Below are 18,910 nucleotides of genomic sequence, written 5' to 3' on the forward strand. Positions count from 1 at the left end.
GGTTGTCAACACTTTTATTATTATTTCTTATTACTTTTTATCAATCAATAGAAAGAAATAAAAAAGCCGGGATTCCATTTCCCGACCTATTCTGCCAGCTGTATACATAGCTGCATGTTTTTCATCAGCTTTTCATTTTCCCTGTCCAGCTTATGATCCGTTATGATTCCGGTAAATTCATCCGCCCCAGCATAGCGGTAATTGCCGATCTGCATGAATTTATCCGATTCACATACCATAAACGCCTGCTTACTGCTGGACAGGATCGCACGCTTTGTCGCCCCGTCATTGGCCATATAGGTATATACGCTGTTATCGTGTACATCAATACCGACAACACCCAGAAAGGATATGTCGAATCGGAATTTCATTATTTGTTCCATTGCCAGACTCCCCACAAAGCCGTCCCTGCCATAATCGAATTCTCCACCGATGAAAATCACAGGAAGACTGCTGTCTGCCAGTATGGATACAACCTCCAGCATATTGGTAACGATCGTTGCCTGCTTCTCCCGTTCCACCAGCTCCCTGGCCACCCGTATATTGACGGTGGATATGTCCAGAAAGACCACATCTCCTTCCTGAATCAGATCCACCGCGGCTTTTGCGATACCACGCTTTTCTTCCTGATTCACGTCCTTGCGCTGCGCCGCAATCTTGCGATGAATATTCTCACGAATCAGCACAGCACCTCCGTATGCCTTTTTCAGCAGTCCCTTTGCTTCCAATGCGCTGAGGTCTTTACGAATCAAGTCCTCACTAACGCAAAACCGCTCACTCAGCTCCTTGACCTTTACCTTTCCATTGGCATGCAGCTCCTCCATAATGGCACTCTGCCGCTCCTCTACAAACATGTGATCGACCTCCTGTTTTTCAATAGTATACCATAGTTTTCATGAATTCTTCGTTTTTCATAAGAAATTGTACGCACAAAGAAAGCATGCAGCGCTTTCTGGCATATACCGGTAGGCTGCACCCTGAACTGGCTGCTGCCTGAATTCTCACGCACAAGAGTCAACTGTGGATTCATTCTCCACGGAAATCCTCCAGGTGCTTATGTAATGCTTTCCTTATTTATACAAAGTGATAAAAAAAGAAGCACGATCCGGTGCTCCTTATTCTCCATAGGTTATGCCTCGATGTCAGTCTTCCATAAACCGTGCAGGTTGCAGTATTCATATACATGCACTTTCCCCTTGTAATCACCAAGCGGGAAGACACCCTCCGGTTTTTCACCGGGCTTCAGGTTTTTACGCATAATGTTGTCTCCGGCCTCAACCAGAATCATTGTGATATAGTGCTCTGCAAGCATCGGATGCTCCATGGAACCAACCTTTACATGCAGATTTCCATCTGCGATTTCAGCAACCGGAACATGTTTTTCCAGTGCGCCGTCTGTCGTATTTGCCTTTAATTCATCCATTGGCTTTCCGCAGCACATTACCGGAACTCCTTTGTCCTCGATCATTTCAACGATGTTGCCGCATACTGAGCATTTTAATAATTTCATGTTTATTTCCTCCTTGTTTTATGTTATCTTCATAGTAGCGTTTGCTGCTATGGATCATCCTTTACAACCAGTTCCTCCTGGCTCGATGCCAGTATAGCATGACCCATATAGGAAATTCTATTCATTTGACCGAAAAATTATGAGGTGATTTTATGAAAATCGAATTGAAAAACAATATACTGCAGTTACGCGGCATTTCCTTTGCGGATACCGATGCTGTTTTCGCATATTTCCATACCGCGAAAAAGAAACGCTATGAATATTATCAAACAAATCGTGTTTCCATAAATAACCGCATCATCCACGGCAATCATATGCTGCAGGAGCAGGATACCGTACGCATCTTTCTTGCGATGGAGGAAGATACGATAGAGCCCTGGTACGAGGATTTGGAGATACTGTTTGAGGATGAACTCTTTTGCATTGTGAATAAGCCTGCGAATCTTCTGGTACACAGTGACGGTATCGAACATGCACACACCGTCTGTAATCTGGTCAAGGCACATTATCTTCTGGAGGGACACAATACCTGTGTTCGCCCGCTTCACCGCCTGGATTACGAAACAAGCGGAGCCCTGATATTCTGCAAAGTTCCCTTTCTGCAGCCACTGCTTGATGCCATGCTGAAAAATAAGCAGATCTATCGTGAGTATGAGGCATTTGCTAGGGGATACATTGCACAGAAGCACTGCACCATCACCCGGGGAATCGCCAGAGATCGACACGATGCGCGAAAGATGCGCATATCCGAGCATGGCAAGAGTGCCAGAACCGATGTGTTTGTAAAGCAGAACTTCATGGATTTCACATGGATTCGCTGCCGGCTGTATACCGGGCGAACGCATCAGATCCGTGTCCATCTGGCCGCAATACAGCACCCCCTGCTCAGTGATCCGCTATATGGAATCCGTGACAGCAGATGTCCCCGCCTCGCACTGCACGCCTGTCGTGTAAGCATCCCTCACCCCCTTTCCAACGATATGCTGCGCGTGGAATGCCCGCTTCCACAGGATCTTCGCCAGCTGCTGGATTAGGCCTGACTTACTTTAAAACACATACCTTATTGCGCCCGGCCAGCTTTGCCTTATAGACACTGCGGTCGGCTCTTTTTAATGCATCCTGATAATCATGGTCACTCTTATAATAATACGCTGCACCGATAGACAGGGTCACCTGCACACGGTTGCCGTCGAAAACAAAATCCGAGCTTTCAATCAGACGGCGCAGACGCTCGATATAGGCATAGATATTTTCCTTGCTGATTCCACTGCAGATGAGCAAAAATTCATCACCGCCCCAGCGAAACAGCATGTCACTGCTTCGAATTTCCTTCTCGATCTGTTCACAGACATGGCGCAGAACATAGTCTCCCATATCATGTCCATAGCGGTCATTGACCTTCTTAAAATCATCCACATCGAAAAATATGATGGTATAAAAATCCTCCCCATTCTGAAATTTCTGAAACGTGGAGACCAGCGTCATATCGCCGCTTCGCCGGTTAAAACAGCCGATGAGCGGATCCCTGCTGGCGCTTGTTTTCAAAAGCTCCTTTTCCGTTATATCATTCATAGTGCCGAGTACGACCTTGATATTGCCGTTTTTATCCGGTAATCCCTTGAAATTCGTCTCAAAAATCAAATCGAAACTGGTTTGAATATTCTTCAGATGAATGACCGCATGCTCCGATAACGCCTTTCGCTCGATACGTTCCAGCAGGACCGGCATCTGGTGTATCTGCAGCAGCTCATTCAGCAGCTCCACCGTATACGAGCGCATGGGAAGTCCCAGCTTGTCGCACAGAGACTGATTCGCGGAAAACTCTCTTTTTCCGACATCGTATTCCCATATATACATATTGGCCATGCTCAGCAGTAAATCGAATTTCTCCTGTTCATGCAGAACACGCTCGATTCGCTCCTCCATCGCCCGTACAGACCTCGTAACACCGATGATATGCAGATTGCCGTTGACCCAGTATGCATGAGCTCCAACCTCATAAAACCGGATTTCACCGCTCCTGCATTCGCGCTGATAGGAAAAATACTCCTTTTCGCTTTCTCCCAGCATGATGCGATGCACAGCTTCCTTGATACGCTTATGGTCCTGCGCATTAACTCCCTGCATAAGCATGCGAAAGGAATTGATGATTACGCGTCCGTCCTGACAGGTTATACTTACCATCTGTGTCAATGGATCAAACTCCCATATATTTTTGCAGGACAGCTGTAACAGTGTACGGTATCTGTCATCCTTATTCTCCGGTTTTTCTTCATCTTTCTGTTTTGTCTGCCGTTCATCCAGCTGCTTCAACAGAATGCGAATCTGATGGAGGAGAAATTGTTCCTGTTCGTCAAGCATCATCCCCACCGACCTTTCTTGTATACGATTTTTTCGCTCATCTCACTATAGTATATCACACCGGAATCACAAAAGAACACCTTTTCAGATAAAGTATTTCTAAATTTCCACTTACTTTTCTATTTTCATTTTTCCTGATTTATCATAGCTGATTTCTGTATTCTTTTCTGTCGTTTTTGCGCGTTTAAAATATCTCTGTTTGTATTTTTGTACAAAACTTTTATACAAACTAGCATTCCGTTTCACTTCCGTTTACTTTCCCTCGTTTCGTGCTATAATTTTAATATATAAGGAGGGTTTTGAAATGCCACAAGCTAATCCATTAAAACAGATTGTTGTTAAACAGAAGGAAGGAAAACCGGTTGGAATTTATTCCTGCTGCAGTGCGAATGACTACGTTATCGAGGCTGCACTGGAATGTGTAAAACGCGATGATTCCTGCGTACTGATCGAGGCAACAGCCAATCAGGTTGACCAGAACGGCGGTTACACCGGAATGACACCAAAAGACTTCCGCGAATTCGTATTAAAGAAAGCAAAGGCGATCGGGGTGGACGAAAGCCGTATATTCCTGGGAGGAGATCATCTGGGTCCTCTGACCTTTGCCGCTTTACCGGAAAAGGAAGCGATGGAAAAGGCAGAAGAGCTGGTACGCTGCTATGTAGCTGCCGGATTTACAAAAATTCATATAGATACAAGCATGAAGGTTGCGGATGATGATCCAAACATTCGTCTGAGTGACGCGGTTATCGCAAAGCGCGGTGCGCATCTGGCACGCATCTGCGAGGAAACCTATCAGGAGTTGCTGAAGCAGAATCCAAATGCCGTACGTCCGGTATACATCGTGGGAAGTGAGGTACCGATTCCAGGAGGTGCACAGGAAGAGGGTGCCGGTATGCAGGTTACCCGTGTTGAAGATTTCAAGGCTACTGTCAAAACCTTTGAAAAGGCCTTTGCGGCTGAAGGGCTTAAGGAAACCTGGAAGGATGTTATGGGTGTTGTTGTACAACCAGGTGTCGAGGAAAAGGATGACGGATGTACCGAGTATGACCGCAGCAAGGCCAGTGATCTGATGGCGTCCATCAAGGAGTATCCAAACCTTATTTTTGAAGGACACTCCACAGATTATCAGACAAAATTCAAGCTGCGCGAGCTGATCGAGGATGGCGTCGGTATCCTGAAGGTTGGCCCGGGACTGACCTATGCCATGCGGGAAGCACTGTTCGCACTCGCAAACATCGAAACGGCCGTATATCATGGAAAAGAAGAAGCGCTCAGCAACTTTATCGATGTTCTGGAAGAAGCGATGATGGAGGATCCGAAGAACTGGAAAAAGCACTATCACGGAGATGACAATGCCCTGTGGTTCAAGCGTAAATACAGCTTCTCTGACCGCAGCCGCTATTATATGCCAAATCCTAAGGTGACCGCAGCCAAGGATAAGCTGATTGCCAATCTGCGTAAGAGCGGTATTCCTTTGAGCGTATTGTCCCAGTTTATGCCGATTCAGTACACAAAGGTTCGCGAGGGACATTTGGAGAATGATCCGGAAGCGCTGATCAAAGACCGTATCGTAAATACGATTGACGAATACCTGTACGCAACGCACCAGGAAACATTATTCTAAAAACGGAAGTGGACTTACAATATTAAGGATAAAAGAAGCAATTGCAGGTCAAAAAGACAGGCGCTGGATATCATTCATATCCACACCTGTCTCTTTTTGTTTTCTCCCTGACCTTCTTCCTGTTTGCACAGCTTTCATGAAAGGGCAGGCAGTTTCCGTAAGGACGTAAGTATAACGGTTTCCTTATATATGCGATTGCGTAAGGAAAGCCTGCAGGCGTTTTTTCACAAATGAGAGGCAGCTTTTGTGAATAAGAAGTAGATCGCATTGCATAGCTGAGTTAGCAGCGTATATCCGCAGTAGCTTGAAATATACAATCGGACTTTGATTTGCACCATAGGCTTTACGAAAAACGCAAACTGTCCACATCAAGAAAGCCTGTATCCCTTCCCCTTATCAACCAGCTGTTCCAGTGCGAACAGAAGATATGCCATGACAAAGGAATCATTCATAAGAAGTGCGACCGCCTCCAGCTCCTTGCGGCTTGCAGCTCCCGCAGTCCGCATATAATAATAGATGGAGCAGATGATTTCCTTTGTGCTCTGCTCCTTTAAAGACGCTGCGGCATCCAGCAGATGCAAGGAGTCACGGTCAGCTCGTTCTGCGATACTCACATGCTTCTGTGCACAGGCAAGCACCTGCTCTGCGAATTTCGGAAAGCTCCAGATGCCGATATCATCTATTTGAAATGCCAGGGCAGTCATTTCCAGCATACGTAAGAACGGCCAGTCATACTCCTGAAAATGAGAAAAGCTGGCAATCATTTGATGGTGGAATGCCTTTTTTACGAGCCTACTCATATAGCGACGGTCCACCAGATCATCTATCTGTTCCAGCTGCATGTGGATTCGCTCCTCAAACGCGATGATGTGCGCCTTGTCCTGTAGAGAAAAGGTATAAATACTTCCCAGACAGCAATCGAATTTCTTTAGGGTGTCCTGATATCCACGCTCCATATTGTGGTGAATCCGCACCTGATCAAACAGCAGAAAGCTGCCAAGGGATACCTGCGGCTCAATGTAAATCACATCCTTCTGCGGCCGGTGTATTTTCCTTTTTCCCACAGACTTCAAATCAACCGCCACGATTTGCTGAGCTCCCATGCTGCGTGCCAGCTCAATGGGAACGTTATCATAATAGCCGCCGTCGACGAAATGCTCCCCCTCGATTTCCTTCATGGGAAATGCAGGAAAGCAGGAGGCAGAGGCAATGATGTAATTCAGCGCCGTATCCCTGCTCATATCTCGGCGATAGACCGGCTGTGGCTGCTTTTTCGTGACATTCACACACATGCAGGCATACTCGATATCCGAAGAGAAAAAGCGCTCCGCATCAAAGTAATGCTGCAGCTTGTTCACAAAGGGGGTGATATCCGCTCCCCTGTTTTTCACATAGCTTTTCAACAGTGTCTTATACTTTCCCTTTTGTGACATCAACAGCTCGATATCCATATCCAGATTCACACCATTGGCAATTATGTCATCAACAGACAGCTGCTCCCACAGCTCTAAGCATCGCTCATACTGCTTCTGCACATACATGGCACCAATCATCGCACCGATACTGGTTCCCGTTACAATATCAAAGGAAATTCCCAGCTCATCCAGAGCCCTCCAGACCCCCAGCTCATAGGCACCCTTACTGCCTCCTCCACCTAGCACAAGTGCACGTTTCATCTGCATCCTCCTCTCATCGCATACCGTTATCTTCACCTTTAACCTTCATAGCTTTTCATGCTTTCGCTTTGATACCACATAATGCCGCTGCTTTTCCGCGCCTACAGCATCCGTTCTTTCCTGTACCTTTTGTCCCTATTATAGCACCATTCCCCTGCCTGCATACAGAAAAAGCCTGCTAACAAGAACAGGCTTTAGTATTTTCCTTTAAAAAATTCCATTAGATTACGCAGTGACTGAATCAGCTCCACCTCTTTATCAAGCTCAAGCTCATTCAACAGACGCTCAATCATTTCCTCATGGAAACGATTATGAATGTCCAGGATACTCACTGCCTTTTCGGTAAGCTTCAGACGCACGATTCTCTTGTCCCGCTCATCCTTAACACGCTCTACATATCCTTTTTTCACAAGCTTGGAAGTTGAAACGGTCAGTGTCCCCTGTGTTACCATCAAACGCTTGGCAATCGCGGACATCATATTGGATTCACTCTTTTCGATTGCTTCCAGAATATGTACCTCGGTCATGGACAGCTTTACTCCCTGATCGCGGAGATTTTTCTCCTCAATCAAGAGAATGTAGTTGAACAGATCTACCAGAAGTTCATTCAAAGTATGACGTGTGTCATCCATAAAGCTTCCTCAATTAAGCTTTTTCTAATGCTGACTTAGCAGTTTCTACGATTTTTGTAAAGCCCTTAGGATCGTGAATAGCGATCTCACTCAGCATTTTACGATTGATCGTAACGTTAGCCAGCTTCAGGCCGTGCATCAGCTTGGAATAAGAAATCTCATTCATTCTGGCAGCTGCATTGATACGTGCGATCCACAGCTTACGCATGTTGCGCTTCAGATCCTTACGGTCATTATATGCATATTTGAAAGAGTGCATAACCTGCTCATGAGCAGTCTTATACAGAATGTGCTTTGCACCATAGTACCCTTTCGCTAACTTTAATACTTTTTTTCTTCTCTGACGTGTTGTATATCCACCTTTTACTCTTGCCATCTCATATTCCTCCTATATTATTTCACTAACATCTCTTTGATACGCTTGTAGTCTGTACTGTGTACCGTACCGGATTTTCTTAAATGACGTTTCTGTTTCTGTGTTTTACCATGGAAACGGTGAGAAGTATATGCATGACTTCTTTTCAGCTTTCCAGATCCAGTCTGTTTAACTCGTTTCGCTAATCCTCTATGTGATTTCATCTTTGGCATAAGTAGTACCTCCTATAATTTATATCTATTTTTTCTTCGGTGCCAAAACGCATGACATCGTGTTACCTTCCAGAATTGGTCTCTTTTCGATAATCGCGATATCTGAGATTTCCTCTGTGAAGCTATTCATAATCTTTTTTCCAACTTCCAGTCTCGTAATCAGTCTTCCTCTGAAGCGCATGTCCACCTTGACCTTCATGCCGTCCTCAATCCATTTGCGTGCATGACGCATTTTTGTATCAAAGTCATGCTTGTCGATAACCGGGGACAGACGAATCGGCTTGATTTCTGTAACATGCTGTTTCTTTTTGGCTTCCTTCGCTTTTTTCTGCTGTTCAAAACGATAACGGCCGTAATCCAGCACCTTACATACCGGCGGTTGCCCTTTCGGAGCCACACACAGCAGATCCAATTCCTGTCTGTATGCAATTTCCAGAGCCTCACGACGCATCTTGATTCCAAGCTTGTCTCCATTGGCATCAATCACCATGACTTCCTTGAAGCGGATTTTTTCATTTACCAGATCGTCGTTTACGTTGTTAGGAATAACTTTCTTGTTTATAATAGACACCTCCAATGTTGCCATAAGAAAAGCGGGTACTCATATGCACCCGCTCAAATATCTCATCAACAATTTCGTCTTTTCGATATGTTGTAGCTTTTACCTATGCCTTCGGACATCAGGTGAGAAGGGGTGCTTCTAACTTTCCACTAACTTTTCTGCTTGGTTATCATATCACAGTTAAAGACCTGCGTCAAGGATATTAACGCATGATATAATCATTTCTGGCATAATAGCCGATTCCCGGTATCATGAGCTCATCCAGAGCATCCCCGTTGTCCATCGCTTTTTGGATAGCCCGGGCATTTGCACTGAAGCTGATCACGTTTTCGACAATGCTGCGATTTACATGATCCTTTTTCAAATGCTCCATAACCGTTTCTTCAATATAGGAGAAGGATTGCAGCTGACTCTGATACAGCTCCCGCGTTTTCTGATCCTTCTGAATCAGAAACAGACGTGATCCGTATTCCACCTTCGGATATGCATATTTACAATAGATTTCCGGAACGAAGGAAAAGATTTCATATGCCAGAGAATCATCCTTGCATAAACGAATCAGCTGTTCACGCAGCTTTCTGTGCTCCTCCTTGCTTCCGCATTTCTCATACCATTTGATAGCCTTACGCGTATACTGACGGATGTTGTCCCCTGTGAAATCCGAGGGTTCATAGCTGCGTTCCTCCTGAATAAGCAGAAAGTTCTGCTTTTCCGTATGATAGCTTCCGATACAGTCCCAGTTTTGTGCATAGGGCAGAAGCAGTTCACTCAGCTCACTGTCTTCCCTGCCGTTGATTCGTACCTCGCACAATACTTTGCTACGGGTTTTGGATGCAAACACCTTGATCCAGTATGCCTTTTTATTGCCAAGACGCAGCTGCAGCTTCTGCTTCAGCATTTCCCAGAAGTCCTGCTCTATCAGACCTTCCCGCTTTCCGATGCCGTGTATCTCATTCCTGTACACCTGAAAGTAATGACGAAGCTGGGTAAAGCCGAAAACAGTTTCCTCCGCCTTTCCCTGCAGAGCCCGCAGATACAGCTGCAGGGTATGCCGGTAAAAATCCTCACATGCCAATGTAACCGCCTCCTGCGCATTTGAACCGCTTGCTGCTACAGATTCCAGAATGGCATCATCCAGCCATTCATGGTGGAGCTGAAAAACGATCTGTGCCACATTATGCTCAACCGATATCACGTCTGCATATATATAGATATCCTGTGCTTCCAGCACAAAGGCATCATCAAGAATCTGTCCTTCCTCACACATATGCTCCAGCTGTTCCAGCACTAGTGCATGAAAATCAATCGATTCCTCTGCTGTGTTTTTATGTTTTTTTCTTCGAAATACCATAGACACCATCTTCCTTTTATTGTCATTGTAGATTGTAAACATTATATAACAAATTTCAGTTTCTTTCCACCTTCCCTTATCGGATACCGTCAGTTTCACATAATTGTTTTTTCTATGTTTACCTTTCTGTTCTATCACCTAAAGGAAATAATCGTATCGTTAGATTCATCTGTATCTGTAGGAACCACTTACACAACTGCTGCCTATCCGGAAACCTGCAGTATTATAAAGAGTCTCGCTTGAAAAAGCTTTACTATATAAGGGCAGGCAAACACAGATCACCTGCATGGGACTTTCACCTGAAGCATAACATGATCTGCACATCCAATAAATTATTTTCATGAACAGGTGTATCAGCTATTTACATAAACAGCAGTATAACCTTTGCATAGTTTATATCGGAGGTGAGTGAAATGACAGGTGCGTTAACAGTTGAGGCCATGGAAGCAAATGGCTCTCCCGTCAATGCGGCAGCTGTACGAGTGTATGGAAGAACAGAGGATACTTCCACATTTATAATGTGCTGTTATACCGATGAAAATGGTTTAAGTGAACCGATTTTTCTTCCTGCCCCAAACAGCATACATTCCATGCAAAGCAATCCGCAGGTATGTCCCTACGCAGCGTATGATGTATATGTTACGAAGGATGATTACGATAAAGAAGTAATTAACGGTGTACAGATATTTCCTGACACGACTTCATCCTTGCGTGTAATTATGCAATGCTGTAATGGCAGACCGCCAAAGACAAACACGATTGATATCGAACACCATAAATTATACGATTATGAATAAACAAAAGGTAAAAAGATACCCTATCCCCCGAGGAATGGCGTAGGTTATCATACGATAGGATTTCTGTAGCACTGAGATACAGCCATAATGGATAACACGCCGGTAGCTGTGAGGGCTTCGCAATCCAGGGAATGAAAGCGAAGCTCAAAGCTATAGCGTGTAAGCGAAGGAAAATGGTTACAGGAAAGCTAGATTTTCAGTCTTCCCATAACCTCGGATATATGCAGGGTTCCTTGATTCAGGGCATCCTGTTATCCGTGCTTTCAGCATTCGAGCATCCTAGCCCGTAACGTTTTGGGCATTGTTTCATCCAAAATGTAAGAGGGATGTGCTGAATCCGGAAAACAACAAAACTGATTTCATAAATTATTAAATAATATACAATAAAGGCTTTCCTCGAAATTGAAGAAAGCCTTTCAAATTTACAATGGTGACCCCTCAGGGAATCGAACCCTGGACCCACTGATTAAGAGTCAGTTGCTCTGCCAGCTGAGCTAAGGAGTCATTTGTAACTTGCTCAATTATAATACCAAATGATTTGAATAATTGCAATACCTAAATTGCAGAAAAATTCATTTTTTTCATTCTTTTTTTAGAAAAGAGCGAAATTCATAGAAAAATATATCAAAATTCCTCATTTTATCCTGTAAATTCCTTTATAGCATTGCAATTAAGAACTTTTATCATCCCACCTGCTCCGCAGATCTAATATATTTTAATGACATTTCTATGAATTCCCGCAATGTCGGCTGTCTGTAATGCAGGGTATGCAGTACCTTCTGCAGCATGACACGATCTCCGGATAATAGGGTTGCCAGAAGTACATGCTCCAGTTCTTCCTCCACATGCGCCACAGTCGTTTTATGCTTGTTCGCAACCACCACATATATGCATTCTATGATACTGCCAAGCAGGTCCGGTTGTTCATAGACGCTCATAATTGCCGTATGTAAAAAGCTGTAGCCTGCAGTGTAATCGGGAACTCCCATACGATCCAGCAATTCGGATACTCTTGTATTCAGATTCACTATCCCATTCATGTTTACATCCCTCCCAAAATCTATAGTGTACATACGGTCCAGCTTTGGCAGAGTCTATATATGTCGAATTTCATAAAATACCTGCATGCCGCCCTTCCTGTGTTGCCGCATATCCTACCTTTCTGATGAGGGTATGGAAATCTCTGCCTCTTAATCCATTATTCGACAGACAACGACACTGTGTGTGATGTCTGTGTGATTATAATGATACCGTTGCCGCCCTGATATAGAAAGATACCTAGGCAGTATTTTGCGGCATGGTCACCCTGCGGTGACTTTTTTTATTATGTATACGTTATACCATCACGATATCTTATCCATGCCCCTTTGTATACATTCATACAGCTATAAAAAAGCGCTGCCATCTGAACAGACTTCCCTTACGACCAGCACCGTACGCAGGCATGGACAGATGCCTCTTTCAAAGCAGTTCACATCCTGCCACAGCCAGCATTCAGGGCAGTCTTTCATCCATATACCGATACCTTGCAGCGCCTCCATTTATCAATACACGGATTACTGACAATCTGCTATCATCCGGAGGTATCGCAGGAAAAGGGATGCTGCAATCAACATCCCCTGCCTAATACATCGAACTAATATCCACTTGGTCGTGTCGGTTCATCATCAATTGCACGATCATTTGTCCATCCGGTACCATCATTAATCAAATACGGATGCTCAGCTCCTTTTATAATACGTGTGATGATACCCTCTTTTACAGCCAGAAGTCTTCTGGGATACCAGTTTCCACCATTTGCCTGTGTCCACAAGCCGGTATAGGTTACCGGAGTTCCAACCTTATACTTCGGATTCTTTGACGGATTCGGTTTTGGATCCGGCTTCGGCTGATCGGGTGCCTTGCCATAGCCGTTCAATCCTTTTTCCTTCATAATGGCCGGATAATCCTTATATGCATAGTCCAGATCCATTCTGCCATTATAGCCATGAATGGAGCCGTCACTGGTAAACTGCCACATTCCGTACGGCTTGCGGTAGGTATTTACACTGGCCCATTGTGCCACCCATTTATCAAAGCGATCCAGGCGGGATGAATTGATATGGTTTGTAAGCCAGTCCAGGTTTGCATAGATACCGGCATAAAAGCCGGCTTTTTCCAATTCCCGACAGGTATAATAGCAGGTTTCCACATTCATGGCATCACTGACTCCGTTACGCCGTTTCCAACCGTCCGCATCCTCCATATCTATATAGCATGGATAGCTCGGTTTGCAGGTTTTACACAATCTGATGAAGCCGGAAGCCTCCTCCCTCATCTGTGCATCATTGGCAACATAGGAATAATGATAGAGTCCATAGGGCATTTTGACACGCTCACATTCCCGTACATTCCTTCGAAACTGCTTATCTTCTTCAAAATGTCCCCAGCTGGAACGGATGATGGCAAATTCTATCCCGCCCTTTTTTATCGCATCCCAATCCAGTATGCCATTATGCTCGGATACGTCAATTCCAAGTCTTCGCATACACACACCTCCTTTCTCTTTCATACTACGCATTTTAAAAGCACCTGTACAGGCGTTCGCCAAAAGAAAAGATGTCACCCGGACATCTCCTTCTGTTTCTGTATCAGCAACTTGTAAACCTGCTCCTGCGGAAGTGGCGCTGCGTAGTAATATCCCTGAATATAGCGGCAGGCACAGTCTCTCACAAAGGCAGCCTGTTCCTCATTTTCAACACCCTCCACCAGCAAAAGCTGATGCACCTCATGAAAAGCCTCACACATTTTGCGCAGAACGACAGCACCTTCAGTAGACACCATCGCTTTCCAAAGCAAACTCTTATCAATTTTGATCGTTTGTATCGGCAGGCTGAGTACATTGGATATATTGGAATACCCTGTTCCAAAATCATCCAAAAGAAATTCAATTCCCTGCTTACGCATACGCTGAATAAAAGCAATGATCATATGGTAATCCCTGCTTAGCATACTCTCCGTGATCTCAATCTGCAGCATATGTGCCGGTATTTTATATTCCTCTATAATCTTCAGAATGTTATTTCCGAGATCCTGCTGTAAAAACATGACGGCAGAGAAATTAACACTGATGCTTTTCAGGGTTGTAGCGGTATGCTGCAGCTGCTGCAGAAATAAACAGGTCTTTCGCAGCACCTGATATGTGATTTCTGTAATCAATCCGTTTTCCTCAGCAAGTGGTATAAACTCATCCGGACCAAGCTGCCCCAAATTATGCGGCGGCAGACGAAGCAGTGCCTCCGCCTTTGTATATGCCTGTTCCTTTACATCGTAAATCGGCTGGTAAACCACGATAAAGCTGTCCTCCCGGATACATTGTCGTAAAAGCTCAAGCACCCGCTCATTCCGATGGAGTCGTTCGATCATATCTGCAGTGCAGACGCAGGTTCTGTTTTCTTCTGAACGCTTGGCCAGCATGACGGCATATTCCAGACCCTTAATGATTTCATCCTTATCGCGGTTATGCGCCTCGACATGCAGAATGCCTATACCATACTGTATCCGAAAATCAAAATTCTCAACAGACCATGACTGCTGCATACGCGCAATCAGCTGCGTATGGCACTGCCTGCATGTTTCTGCATCCTTACAGACAATCGCGAATTCATCACCGCTGAAGCGAAAAATGCGTACCGCCGGCAGCTCCTTTTCAAGGAAGGCACAGATTCTCGTCAACAAAACATCCCCGGCCTTCTGAGAAAAGTGATCATTGATAAAGCGAAAGCCCTTCAGCGACAGCACCATCATGGAATATGGATCTGTATCCTTCATGCGGATTTCCAAAAGACGGTTGAATTCCTGACGGTTTAAAATACCGGTCAGCGGATCTGTAAACAGCTGCTTGTTCTGCAAATACAGATATATAATCAGCAGCGCACTTGTTGCGGCCGTTCCGGTAAGGATATAATTTGGATACAGAAGCTGAAACAGGATGACGGCTGCAGAAAGCACTGGGAAGAAATTCAGAATGATAAAAACAGCGGTGTCCAGATTGCGGCGCTTGGAAATCGTAAAGAATACAGAAAATAATACATAGATATAAAAGACGATGTAGGTCAGAGATACCCAGGATCCCCGCACATAGCCAGCTATCGGATCCAGCGTAAACAGCAGATGCGTCAGCGGATTGCTCAGCAGACACAGCAGATAGAACAGAGCCGGTATCCCTGCAAACAGAATATGCTTTTTGAGCTTATCCGCGTCCTGTTCAAACACAGTAGTCAGTGTATAAATAAAATATACAACCCCCATAAGCGGAGTGGACATATAATTCAGATGCAGCAGCACCTGATTGAGGAGATACGTTGAAGCGGAAAGCTGTGTCAGCAGCAGCGTTGACAGGATATTTGTCAGAATGGAGAGATAGGTTATCAAAAGACAGGCGCGAAAGGCCTGGTTTTTTCGCGAGGGAAGCAGATTCCCCTTCCATGAATATACCATAATGATGTTGAGCATGATGACAGATACACACTCTGCCGAGATATCCCATTCCATAAATTATCACCTATGTAGATATTGTATCACATAACCATCACAAAGGGCTATGCAGGATGGACATCAAATGTGAAAAAGATGAAAAAAAGGCATTGATCGGCAGCTATAGATGTCGTTCCTCATTCTTTTCTTAACATCATCACTGTAAAGAGCGTGGTTTTCTATTTTCCGTCGTCAAGCTCCAGCTGCAGGATGTAGTCATCCATAATAAAGCCTTGCCCGATATCCGTCTGCACAGAATCGATATCCTTGAAGCCCTTCGCACGGTATACATCCAGACTGTGCTGATTGAATTTGTTGCAGGTCAGATAAATGGCTTTTTTATCCTGCTCCCTCGCAAAGGAAATTGCCCGCTTCAGCAGGATACTGGACAGCCCCTTTCCTCTGGCCTTCTTATGCAGATACAGCTTGCTCAGAAACAGACGATCCTTTTCCGGCTTCACACCGCAGAATCCGATCATAGCACCCTCCTCATAAGCCAGAAAATAGGTGTAGTTCTCCTCCTCGATTGCTTTTTTCAATGCCGGATAGCTCTGGAATTTCTCAACCATATAATCAATCTGTTCCTTTGAAATGATGGCTGTAAAATACTCATGCCAGATTTCTGTGGCAAGTGCTGCCAATGCACGGATATCCGCATCGCAGCTGCAGATACGCAGTTCCATATACATTCCTCCCTTGTTTTTTACCATTATAGAGCAAGGCTTACGGTTTGTAAATGTATTTTCGATATGCCAATACGACACTCAGGCAGCCGTCGTTCCCTTTTCAATGCGCTTTTTCCAAGGGAAAGCAGAACCCTTTGCCCTGATCATCATCCATATACAAAGAGTTGTGCATTATACAAAGCATAACAGGGCTCTTGATTTTTATGTTCTGGTTTTCCTTACGGTATCACGGCTTTATGATTTCTTTAGGATATATCAGTAAATAGATAGGATGCTTTTATGCATAGACAGCACCTGAAGCGTCTGCTGTACTTTTTTTCCTGCAGCTTACGCTAACTGTCAGTCAAAGCCTCTCTGTAACAGACGTTTCACTTTATTTTACCGTACCTGGAAACTGCATGGATAAAAAACGCCCTTTACATTCTTGGAATGCATTATGCAAAGAAACAACACAGCGGTGAGGTATGGTTCTTTCTTACTTTAGGGTGTTTGCAAAAGGGAGACTTCCATACTATTGATAACTACAATCGTATGGAAGTCCCCCTATGTTAAATTAACCCACAATCGAGAAAAAATCTGAGATATCATTTGCGTTGTTTTGCAGCATACTTCTCCTGCATGCGTGGTTGATGTACAGAATCTTCCATATGCACGAGCTCTTTGATGCTTGCCTGTCTCCTCACATATCACCCTCATGTTCCATCAGAGCCTGCTTCCACTGCGCAAACAGAACCTCCTCACGGATACTGCGATTTGCATTGCTCGTACTCGGCAGATAGCTGCAGGGCAAAGCGATATCCGGAAAATGCTTCTGATACAGTTCATAGGCTTTTCTGCCGTTGCAGATCACCCTGTGCAGGGTTGGGTACACCGCTGTCAGGTGTGCGATATCATTTACCCTTTCCTTGCGGATTGCACTGTCCAAACTGCCCTCTCGCTCACATTCTCCAATCACATCCCAAAGCAGAATGTGCTGCTGAAACAGAATTTCCTTTTTCTGAGCATAGGTATCAATCGGCATTTCAAATACCGCATGCAGAATCTTCCAGAAACGGTTGTGGCCAAACCCGTAATATTCCTGCTTATCCAGAGAAGTCACACTGGGCATAGAACCCAGAATCATGAGTCTTGGCTTTTCCGGGATGATGGGATCAAAGCCCTTCAGCACACTTCCACACCCTTGAAGTCATGGGGCAGTGCCTCAGTGATCCGCACCTTTACAAAGCTGCCGAATTCGATAAAGCGCTCACTTTTAAACATCACAATGCCGTCCACCTCATCCGGTGCAGAGCTGGCCCCGCGTCCGCGATACACGCCGGTAAGACCTTCCTGATCCTCAACAAGAACCTCAATGATCTCCCCTACCATACGTCTCTGATTCTCCAGTGATATTTCCTCCTGACGCTTCATCAGCTGCGCCAGACGCGCTTCCTTTACATCCTCGTCCACGGCCCCATCCATAGAATAGGCAGGGGTGTCCTCCTCCGGGGAATAGGGAAAGGCTCCCATACGGTCCCAGTGGATATCCTCTACAAACTGCATAAGCTCGCTGAAATCTGTTTCCTCCTCTGTCGGGAATCCGACAATAAAGGTTGTACGCAGGGTTGGATAAGAAAAGGTTTCCCGAATCTTCTTCACCAGAGTGGCAACATCTTCTCTGCTTCCTCTTCGATTCATCAGCTGCAGCATGCGATTGGAAGCGTGCTGCATTGGAATATCAAAATATGGCAGCACCTTTGGCAGCTTTGCCATTCCCTCAATCAGCCGGGCATCGATTTCATCCGGATACATATACAGAATACGGATCCAGTGGAAGCCTTCGATTTCATGCAGCTGCTGCAAGAGATCAAGCAGTGCTCTTCTGCCATACAGATCGACGCCGTATTTTGTCGTATCCTGTGCAATCACCACCAGCTCCCTGACACCGCGCTGCGCCAGCTGTTTCGCCTCTTCCACCAGCTGCTCGATGGGAAAGGACACATTATCCCCGCGAATCAGCGGAATCGCACAATAGGTACAGTGATTGCTGCAGCCCTCGGCAATTTTCAGATATGCCGTCCACGGCTTGCTGGACACCTTCCGCTCACATTTGTCATAGCTTACCAGATCATGCCCGTCCAGCAGCTTTGGTAAGAGTTCATGCAGGTGCGGATATTCGCGAATACTGATCACTGCATCAATTTCCGGGATATCCTGCTCCAGCTGTTCCTTATAACGCTGTGCCAGACAGCCGACAACAATCAGCTTTCTGCACCTGTGCTTTTTATACTCCGCCATCTGAAAAATCGTCTGAATGGCCTCTTCCTTTGCGGAATTGATAAATCCGCACGTATTGATAATGATTGCCTCTGCCTCATCCGCATTGTGAACGAGCTCATGGCCGCCGCTATTGATCATACCCATCATTTTTTCACTGTCTACCAGATTTTTACTGCAGCCCAGTGATATAAACCCAATTTTCATATAAAACACCTCGATTATTACTATACCATGAAGACCGGCTTCATGAAAGCCGCAAATTATGTAAAATTTTGTTATTGTCATGCTGGAATCATATAAATTCTTTCCGTTCTCTGGTATAATTATATACAGACTATCACAGGGA

18 protein-coding genes and 1 tRNA gene are annotated in these 18,910 nt (G+C 45.0%); 3 read left to right on the plus strand and 16 right to left on the minus strand.

What is annotated here, in order from left to right; all coding sequences use genetic code 11:
• Positions 1–86: 86 nt before the first annotated feature.
• Together G4D54_14095 and G4D54_14100 are read right to left on the minus strand one after the other, a co-directional pair.
• Positions 87–854: a DeoR/GlpR transcriptional regulator gene (locus G4D54_14095; protein QJA03494.1), complete on the minus strand. Its 768-nt coding sequence runs from the start codon at positions 852–854 to the stop codon at positions 87–89.
• Between the two features lie 275 nt (positions 855–1,129).
• Positions 1,130–1,510: a desulfoferrodoxin gene (locus G4D54_14100; protein QJA03495.1), complete on the minus strand. Its 381-nt coding sequence runs from the start codon at positions 1,508–1,510 to the stop codon at positions 1,130–1,132.
• Positions 1,511–1,662: 152 nt separating this feature from the next.
• Between G4D54_14100 and G4D54_14105 the strand changes: the two genes are divergently transcribed.
• Positions 1,663–2,544, plus strand: a complete 882-nt coding sequence (locus G4D54_14105) for an RluA family pseudouridine synthase (GenBank protein ID QJA03496.1) — start codon at positions 1,663–1,665, stop codon at positions 2,542–2,544.
• Between the two features lie 7 nt (positions 2,545–2,551).
• Here G4D54_14105 and G4D54_14110 read toward each other — a convergent pair whose 3' ends face one another.
• Positions 2,552–3,871, minus strand: a complete 1,320-nt coding sequence (locus G4D54_14110; protein QJA03497.1) for a GGDEF domain-containing protein — start codon at positions 3,869–3,871, stop codon at positions 2,552–2,554.
• A gap of 304 nt (positions 3,872–4,175) precedes the next feature.
• Here G4D54_14110 and G4D54_14115 point away from each other — a divergent pair, with 304 nt between their 5' ends.
• On the plus strand, positions 4,176–5,498 hold the full coding sequence (locus G4D54_14115) for a class II D-tagatose-bisphosphate aldolase, non-catalytic subunit (protein ID QJA03498.1): 1,323 nt from the start codon (positions 4,176–4,178) through the stop codon (positions 5,496–5,498).
• Positions 5,499–5,866: 368 nt separating this feature from the next.
• Here G4D54_14115 and G4D54_14120 read toward each other — a convergent pair whose 3' ends face one another.
• The 6 genes from G4D54_14120 to G4D54_14145 form a co-directional block, all read right to left on the minus strand.
• Complete coding sequence (locus G4D54_14120) at positions 5,867–7,174, minus strand: patatin-like phospholipase family protein (protein ID QJA03499.1); 1,308 nt, start codon at positions 7,172–7,174, stop codon at positions 5,867–5,869.
• Positions 7,175–7,368: 194 nt separating this feature from the next.
• Complete coding sequence (locus tag G4D54_14125; GenBank protein QJA03500.1) at positions 7,369–7,806, minus strand: MarR family transcriptional regulator; 438 nt, start codon at positions 7,804–7,806, stop codon at positions 7,369–7,371.
• Positions 7,807–7,819: 13 nt separating this feature from the next.
• Positions 7,820–8,182, minus strand: a complete 363-nt coding sequence (gene rplT / locus G4D54_14130) for a 50S ribosomal protein L20 (GenBank protein QJA03501.1) — start codon at positions 8,180–8,182, stop codon at positions 7,820–7,822.
• A 17-nt stretch (positions 8,183–8,199) separates the two neighbouring features.
• Positions 8,200–8,394 carry a 50S ribosomal protein L35 gene (rpmI, locus tag G4D54_14135; protein QJA03502.1) on the minus strand — a complete coding sequence of 65 codons (195 nt, stop codon included), beginning with the start codon at positions 8,392–8,394 and terminating at the stop codon, positions 8,200–8,202.
• Between the two features lie 25 nt (positions 8,395–8,419).
• Positions 8,420–8,980: a translation initiation factor IF-3 gene (locus G4D54_14140; protein QJA03503.1), complete on the minus strand. Its 561-nt coding sequence runs from the start codon at positions 8,978–8,980 to the stop codon at positions 8,420–8,422.
• A 178-nt stretch (positions 8,981–9,158) separates the two neighbouring features.
• Complete coding sequence (locus tag G4D54_14145) at positions 9,159–10,307, minus strand: pyridine nucleotide-disulfide oxidoreductase (GenBank protein QJA03504.1); 1,149 nt, start codon at positions 10,305–10,307, stop codon at positions 9,159–9,161.
• 413 nt (positions 10,308–10,720) lie between these two features.
• Between G4D54_14145 and G4D54_14150 the strand changes: the two genes are divergently transcribed.
• Positions 10,721–11,104 carry a hypothetical protein gene (locus G4D54_14150; protein ID QJA03505.1) on the plus strand — a complete coding sequence of 128 codons (384 nt, stop codon included), beginning with the start codon at positions 10,721–10,723 and terminating at the stop codon, positions 11,102–11,104.
• A gap of 428 nt (positions 11,105–11,532) precedes the next feature.
• Here the strand turns inward: G4D54_14150 and G4D54_14155 are convergent.
• The 7 genes from G4D54_14155 to rimO all read right to left on the minus strand — a co-directional run bounded on the left by G4D54_14155 (position 11,533) and on the right by rimO (position 18,768).
• A tRNA-Lys gene (locus tag G4D54_14155) sits at positions 11,533–11,608 on the minus strand.
• 179 nt (positions 11,609–11,787) lie between these two features.
• Positions 11,788–12,144 carry a sporulation protein Spo0A gene (locus G4D54_14160; protein ID QJA03506.1) on the minus strand — a complete coding sequence of 119 codons (357 nt, stop codon included), beginning with the start codon at positions 12,142–12,144 and terminating at the stop codon, positions 11,788–11,790.
• Positions 12,145–12,740: 596 nt separating this feature from the next.
• The gene (locus G4D54_14165; GenBank protein QJA03507.1) at positions 12,741–13,631 is read right to left on the minus strand and encodes an endolysin; all 891 of its coding nucleotides are present in this window, start codon (positions 13,629–13,631) and stop codon (positions 12,741–12,743) included.
• A gap of 74 nt (positions 13,632–13,705) precedes the next feature.
• Positions 13,706–15,637 (minus strand): EAL domain-containing protein, encoded by a 1,932-nt coding sequence (locus G4D54_14170; protein QJA03508.1) that lies wholly within the window; start codon positions 15,635–15,637, stop codon positions 13,706–13,708.
• A gap of 161 nt (positions 15,638–15,798) precedes the next feature.
• Positions 15,799–16,302 (minus strand): GNAT family N-acetyltransferase, encoded by a 504-nt coding sequence (locus G4D54_14175; GenBank protein ID QJA03509.1) that lies wholly within the window; start codon positions 16,300–16,302, stop codon positions 15,799–15,801.
• A gap of 682 nt (positions 16,303–16,984) precedes the next feature.
• On the minus strand, positions 16,985–17,473 hold the full coding sequence (locus G4D54_14180) for a DNA-deoxyinosine glycosylase (protein ID QJA03510.1): 489 nt from the start codon (positions 17,471–17,473) through the stop codon (positions 16,985–16,987).
• On the minus strand, positions 17,467–18,768 hold the full coding sequence (rimO, locus tag G4D54_14185) for a 30S ribosomal protein S12 methylthiotransferase RimO (protein ID QJA03511.1): 1,302 nt from the start codon (positions 18,766–18,768) through the stop codon (positions 17,467–17,469). The genes G4D54_14180 and rimO overlap by 7 nt, the downstream gene beginning before the upstream one ends.
• Positions 18,769–18,910 lie beyond the last annotated feature (142 nt).

The sequence above is a fragment of the [Clostridium] innocuum genome (genome assembly GCA_012317185.1).
In the GTDB taxonomy this organism is placed as follows: domain Bacteria; phylum Bacillota_I; class Bacilli_A; order Erysipelotrichales; family Erysipelotrichaceae; genus Clostridium_AQ; species Clostridium_AQ innocuum.

Bases quoted from the DNA above. Each gene is read 5' to 3' on its own strand.
- G4D54_14110 (QJA03497.1), bottom strand. From the start codon at position 3,871: ATGCTTGACGAACAGGAACAATTTCTCCTCCATCAGATTCGCATTCTG.
- G4D54_14120 (QJA03499.1), bottom strand. From the start codon at position 7,174: ATGAAACGTGCACTTGTGCTAGGTGGAGGAGGCAGTAAGGGTGCCTAT.
- G4D54_14125 (QJA03500.1), bottom strand. From the start codon at position 7,806: ATGGATGACACACGTCATACTTTGAATGAACTTCTGGTAGATCTGTTC.
- G4D54_14170 (QJA03508.1), bottom strand. From the start codon at position 15,637: ATGGAATGGGATATCTCGGCAGAGTGTGTATCTGTCATCATGCTCAAC.
- G4D54_14140 (QJA03503.1), bottom strand. From the start codon at position 8,980: ATGGCAACATTGGAGGTGTCTATTATAAACAAGAAAGTTATTCCTAAC.
- G4D54_14145 (QJA03504.1), bottom strand. From the start codon at position 10,307: ATGGTATTTCGAAGAAAAAAACATAAAAACACAGCAGAGGAATCGATT.
- G4D54_14160 (QJA03506.1), bottom strand. From the start codon at position 12,144: ATGAATGGGATAGTGAATCTGAATACAAGAGTATCCGAATTGCTGGAT.
- G4D54_14150 (QJA03505.1), top strand. From the start codon at position 10,721: ATGACAGGTGCGTTAACAGTTGAGGCCATGGAAGCAAATGGCTCTCCC.
- G4D54_14115 (QJA03498.1), top strand. From the start codon at position 4,176: ATGCCACAAGCTAATCCATTAAAACAGATTGTTGTTAAACAGAAGGAA.
- G4D54_14105 (QJA03496.1), top strand. From the start codon at position 1,663: ATGAAAATCGAATTGAAAAACAATATACTGCAGTTACGCGGCATTTCC.
- rplT (QJA03501.1), bottom strand. From the start codon at position 8,182: ATGGCAAGAGTAAAAGGTGGATATACAACACGTCAGAGAAGAAAAAAA.
- rpmI (QJA03502.1), bottom strand. From the start codon at position 8,394: ATGCCAAAGATGAAATCACATAGAGGATTAGCGAAACGAGTTAAACAG.
- rimO (QJA03511.1), bottom strand. From the start codon at position 18,768: ATGAAAATTGGGTTTATATCACTGGGCTGCAGTAAAAATCTGGTAGAC.
- G4D54_14100 (QJA03495.1), bottom strand. From the start codon at position 1,510: ATGAAATTATTAAAATGCTCAGTATGCGGCAACATCGTTGAAATGATC.
- G4D54_14175 (QJA03509.1), bottom strand. From the start codon at position 16,302: ATGGAACTGCGTATCTGCAGCTGCGATGCGGATATCCGTGCATTGGCA.
- G4D54_14165 (QJA03507.1), bottom strand. From the start codon at position 13,631: ATGCGAAGACTTGGAATTGACGTATCCGAGCATAATGGCATACTGGAT.
- G4D54_14095 (QJA03494.1), bottom strand. From the start codon at position 854: ATGTTTGTAGAGGAGCGGCAGAGTGCCATTATGGAGGAGCTGCATGCC.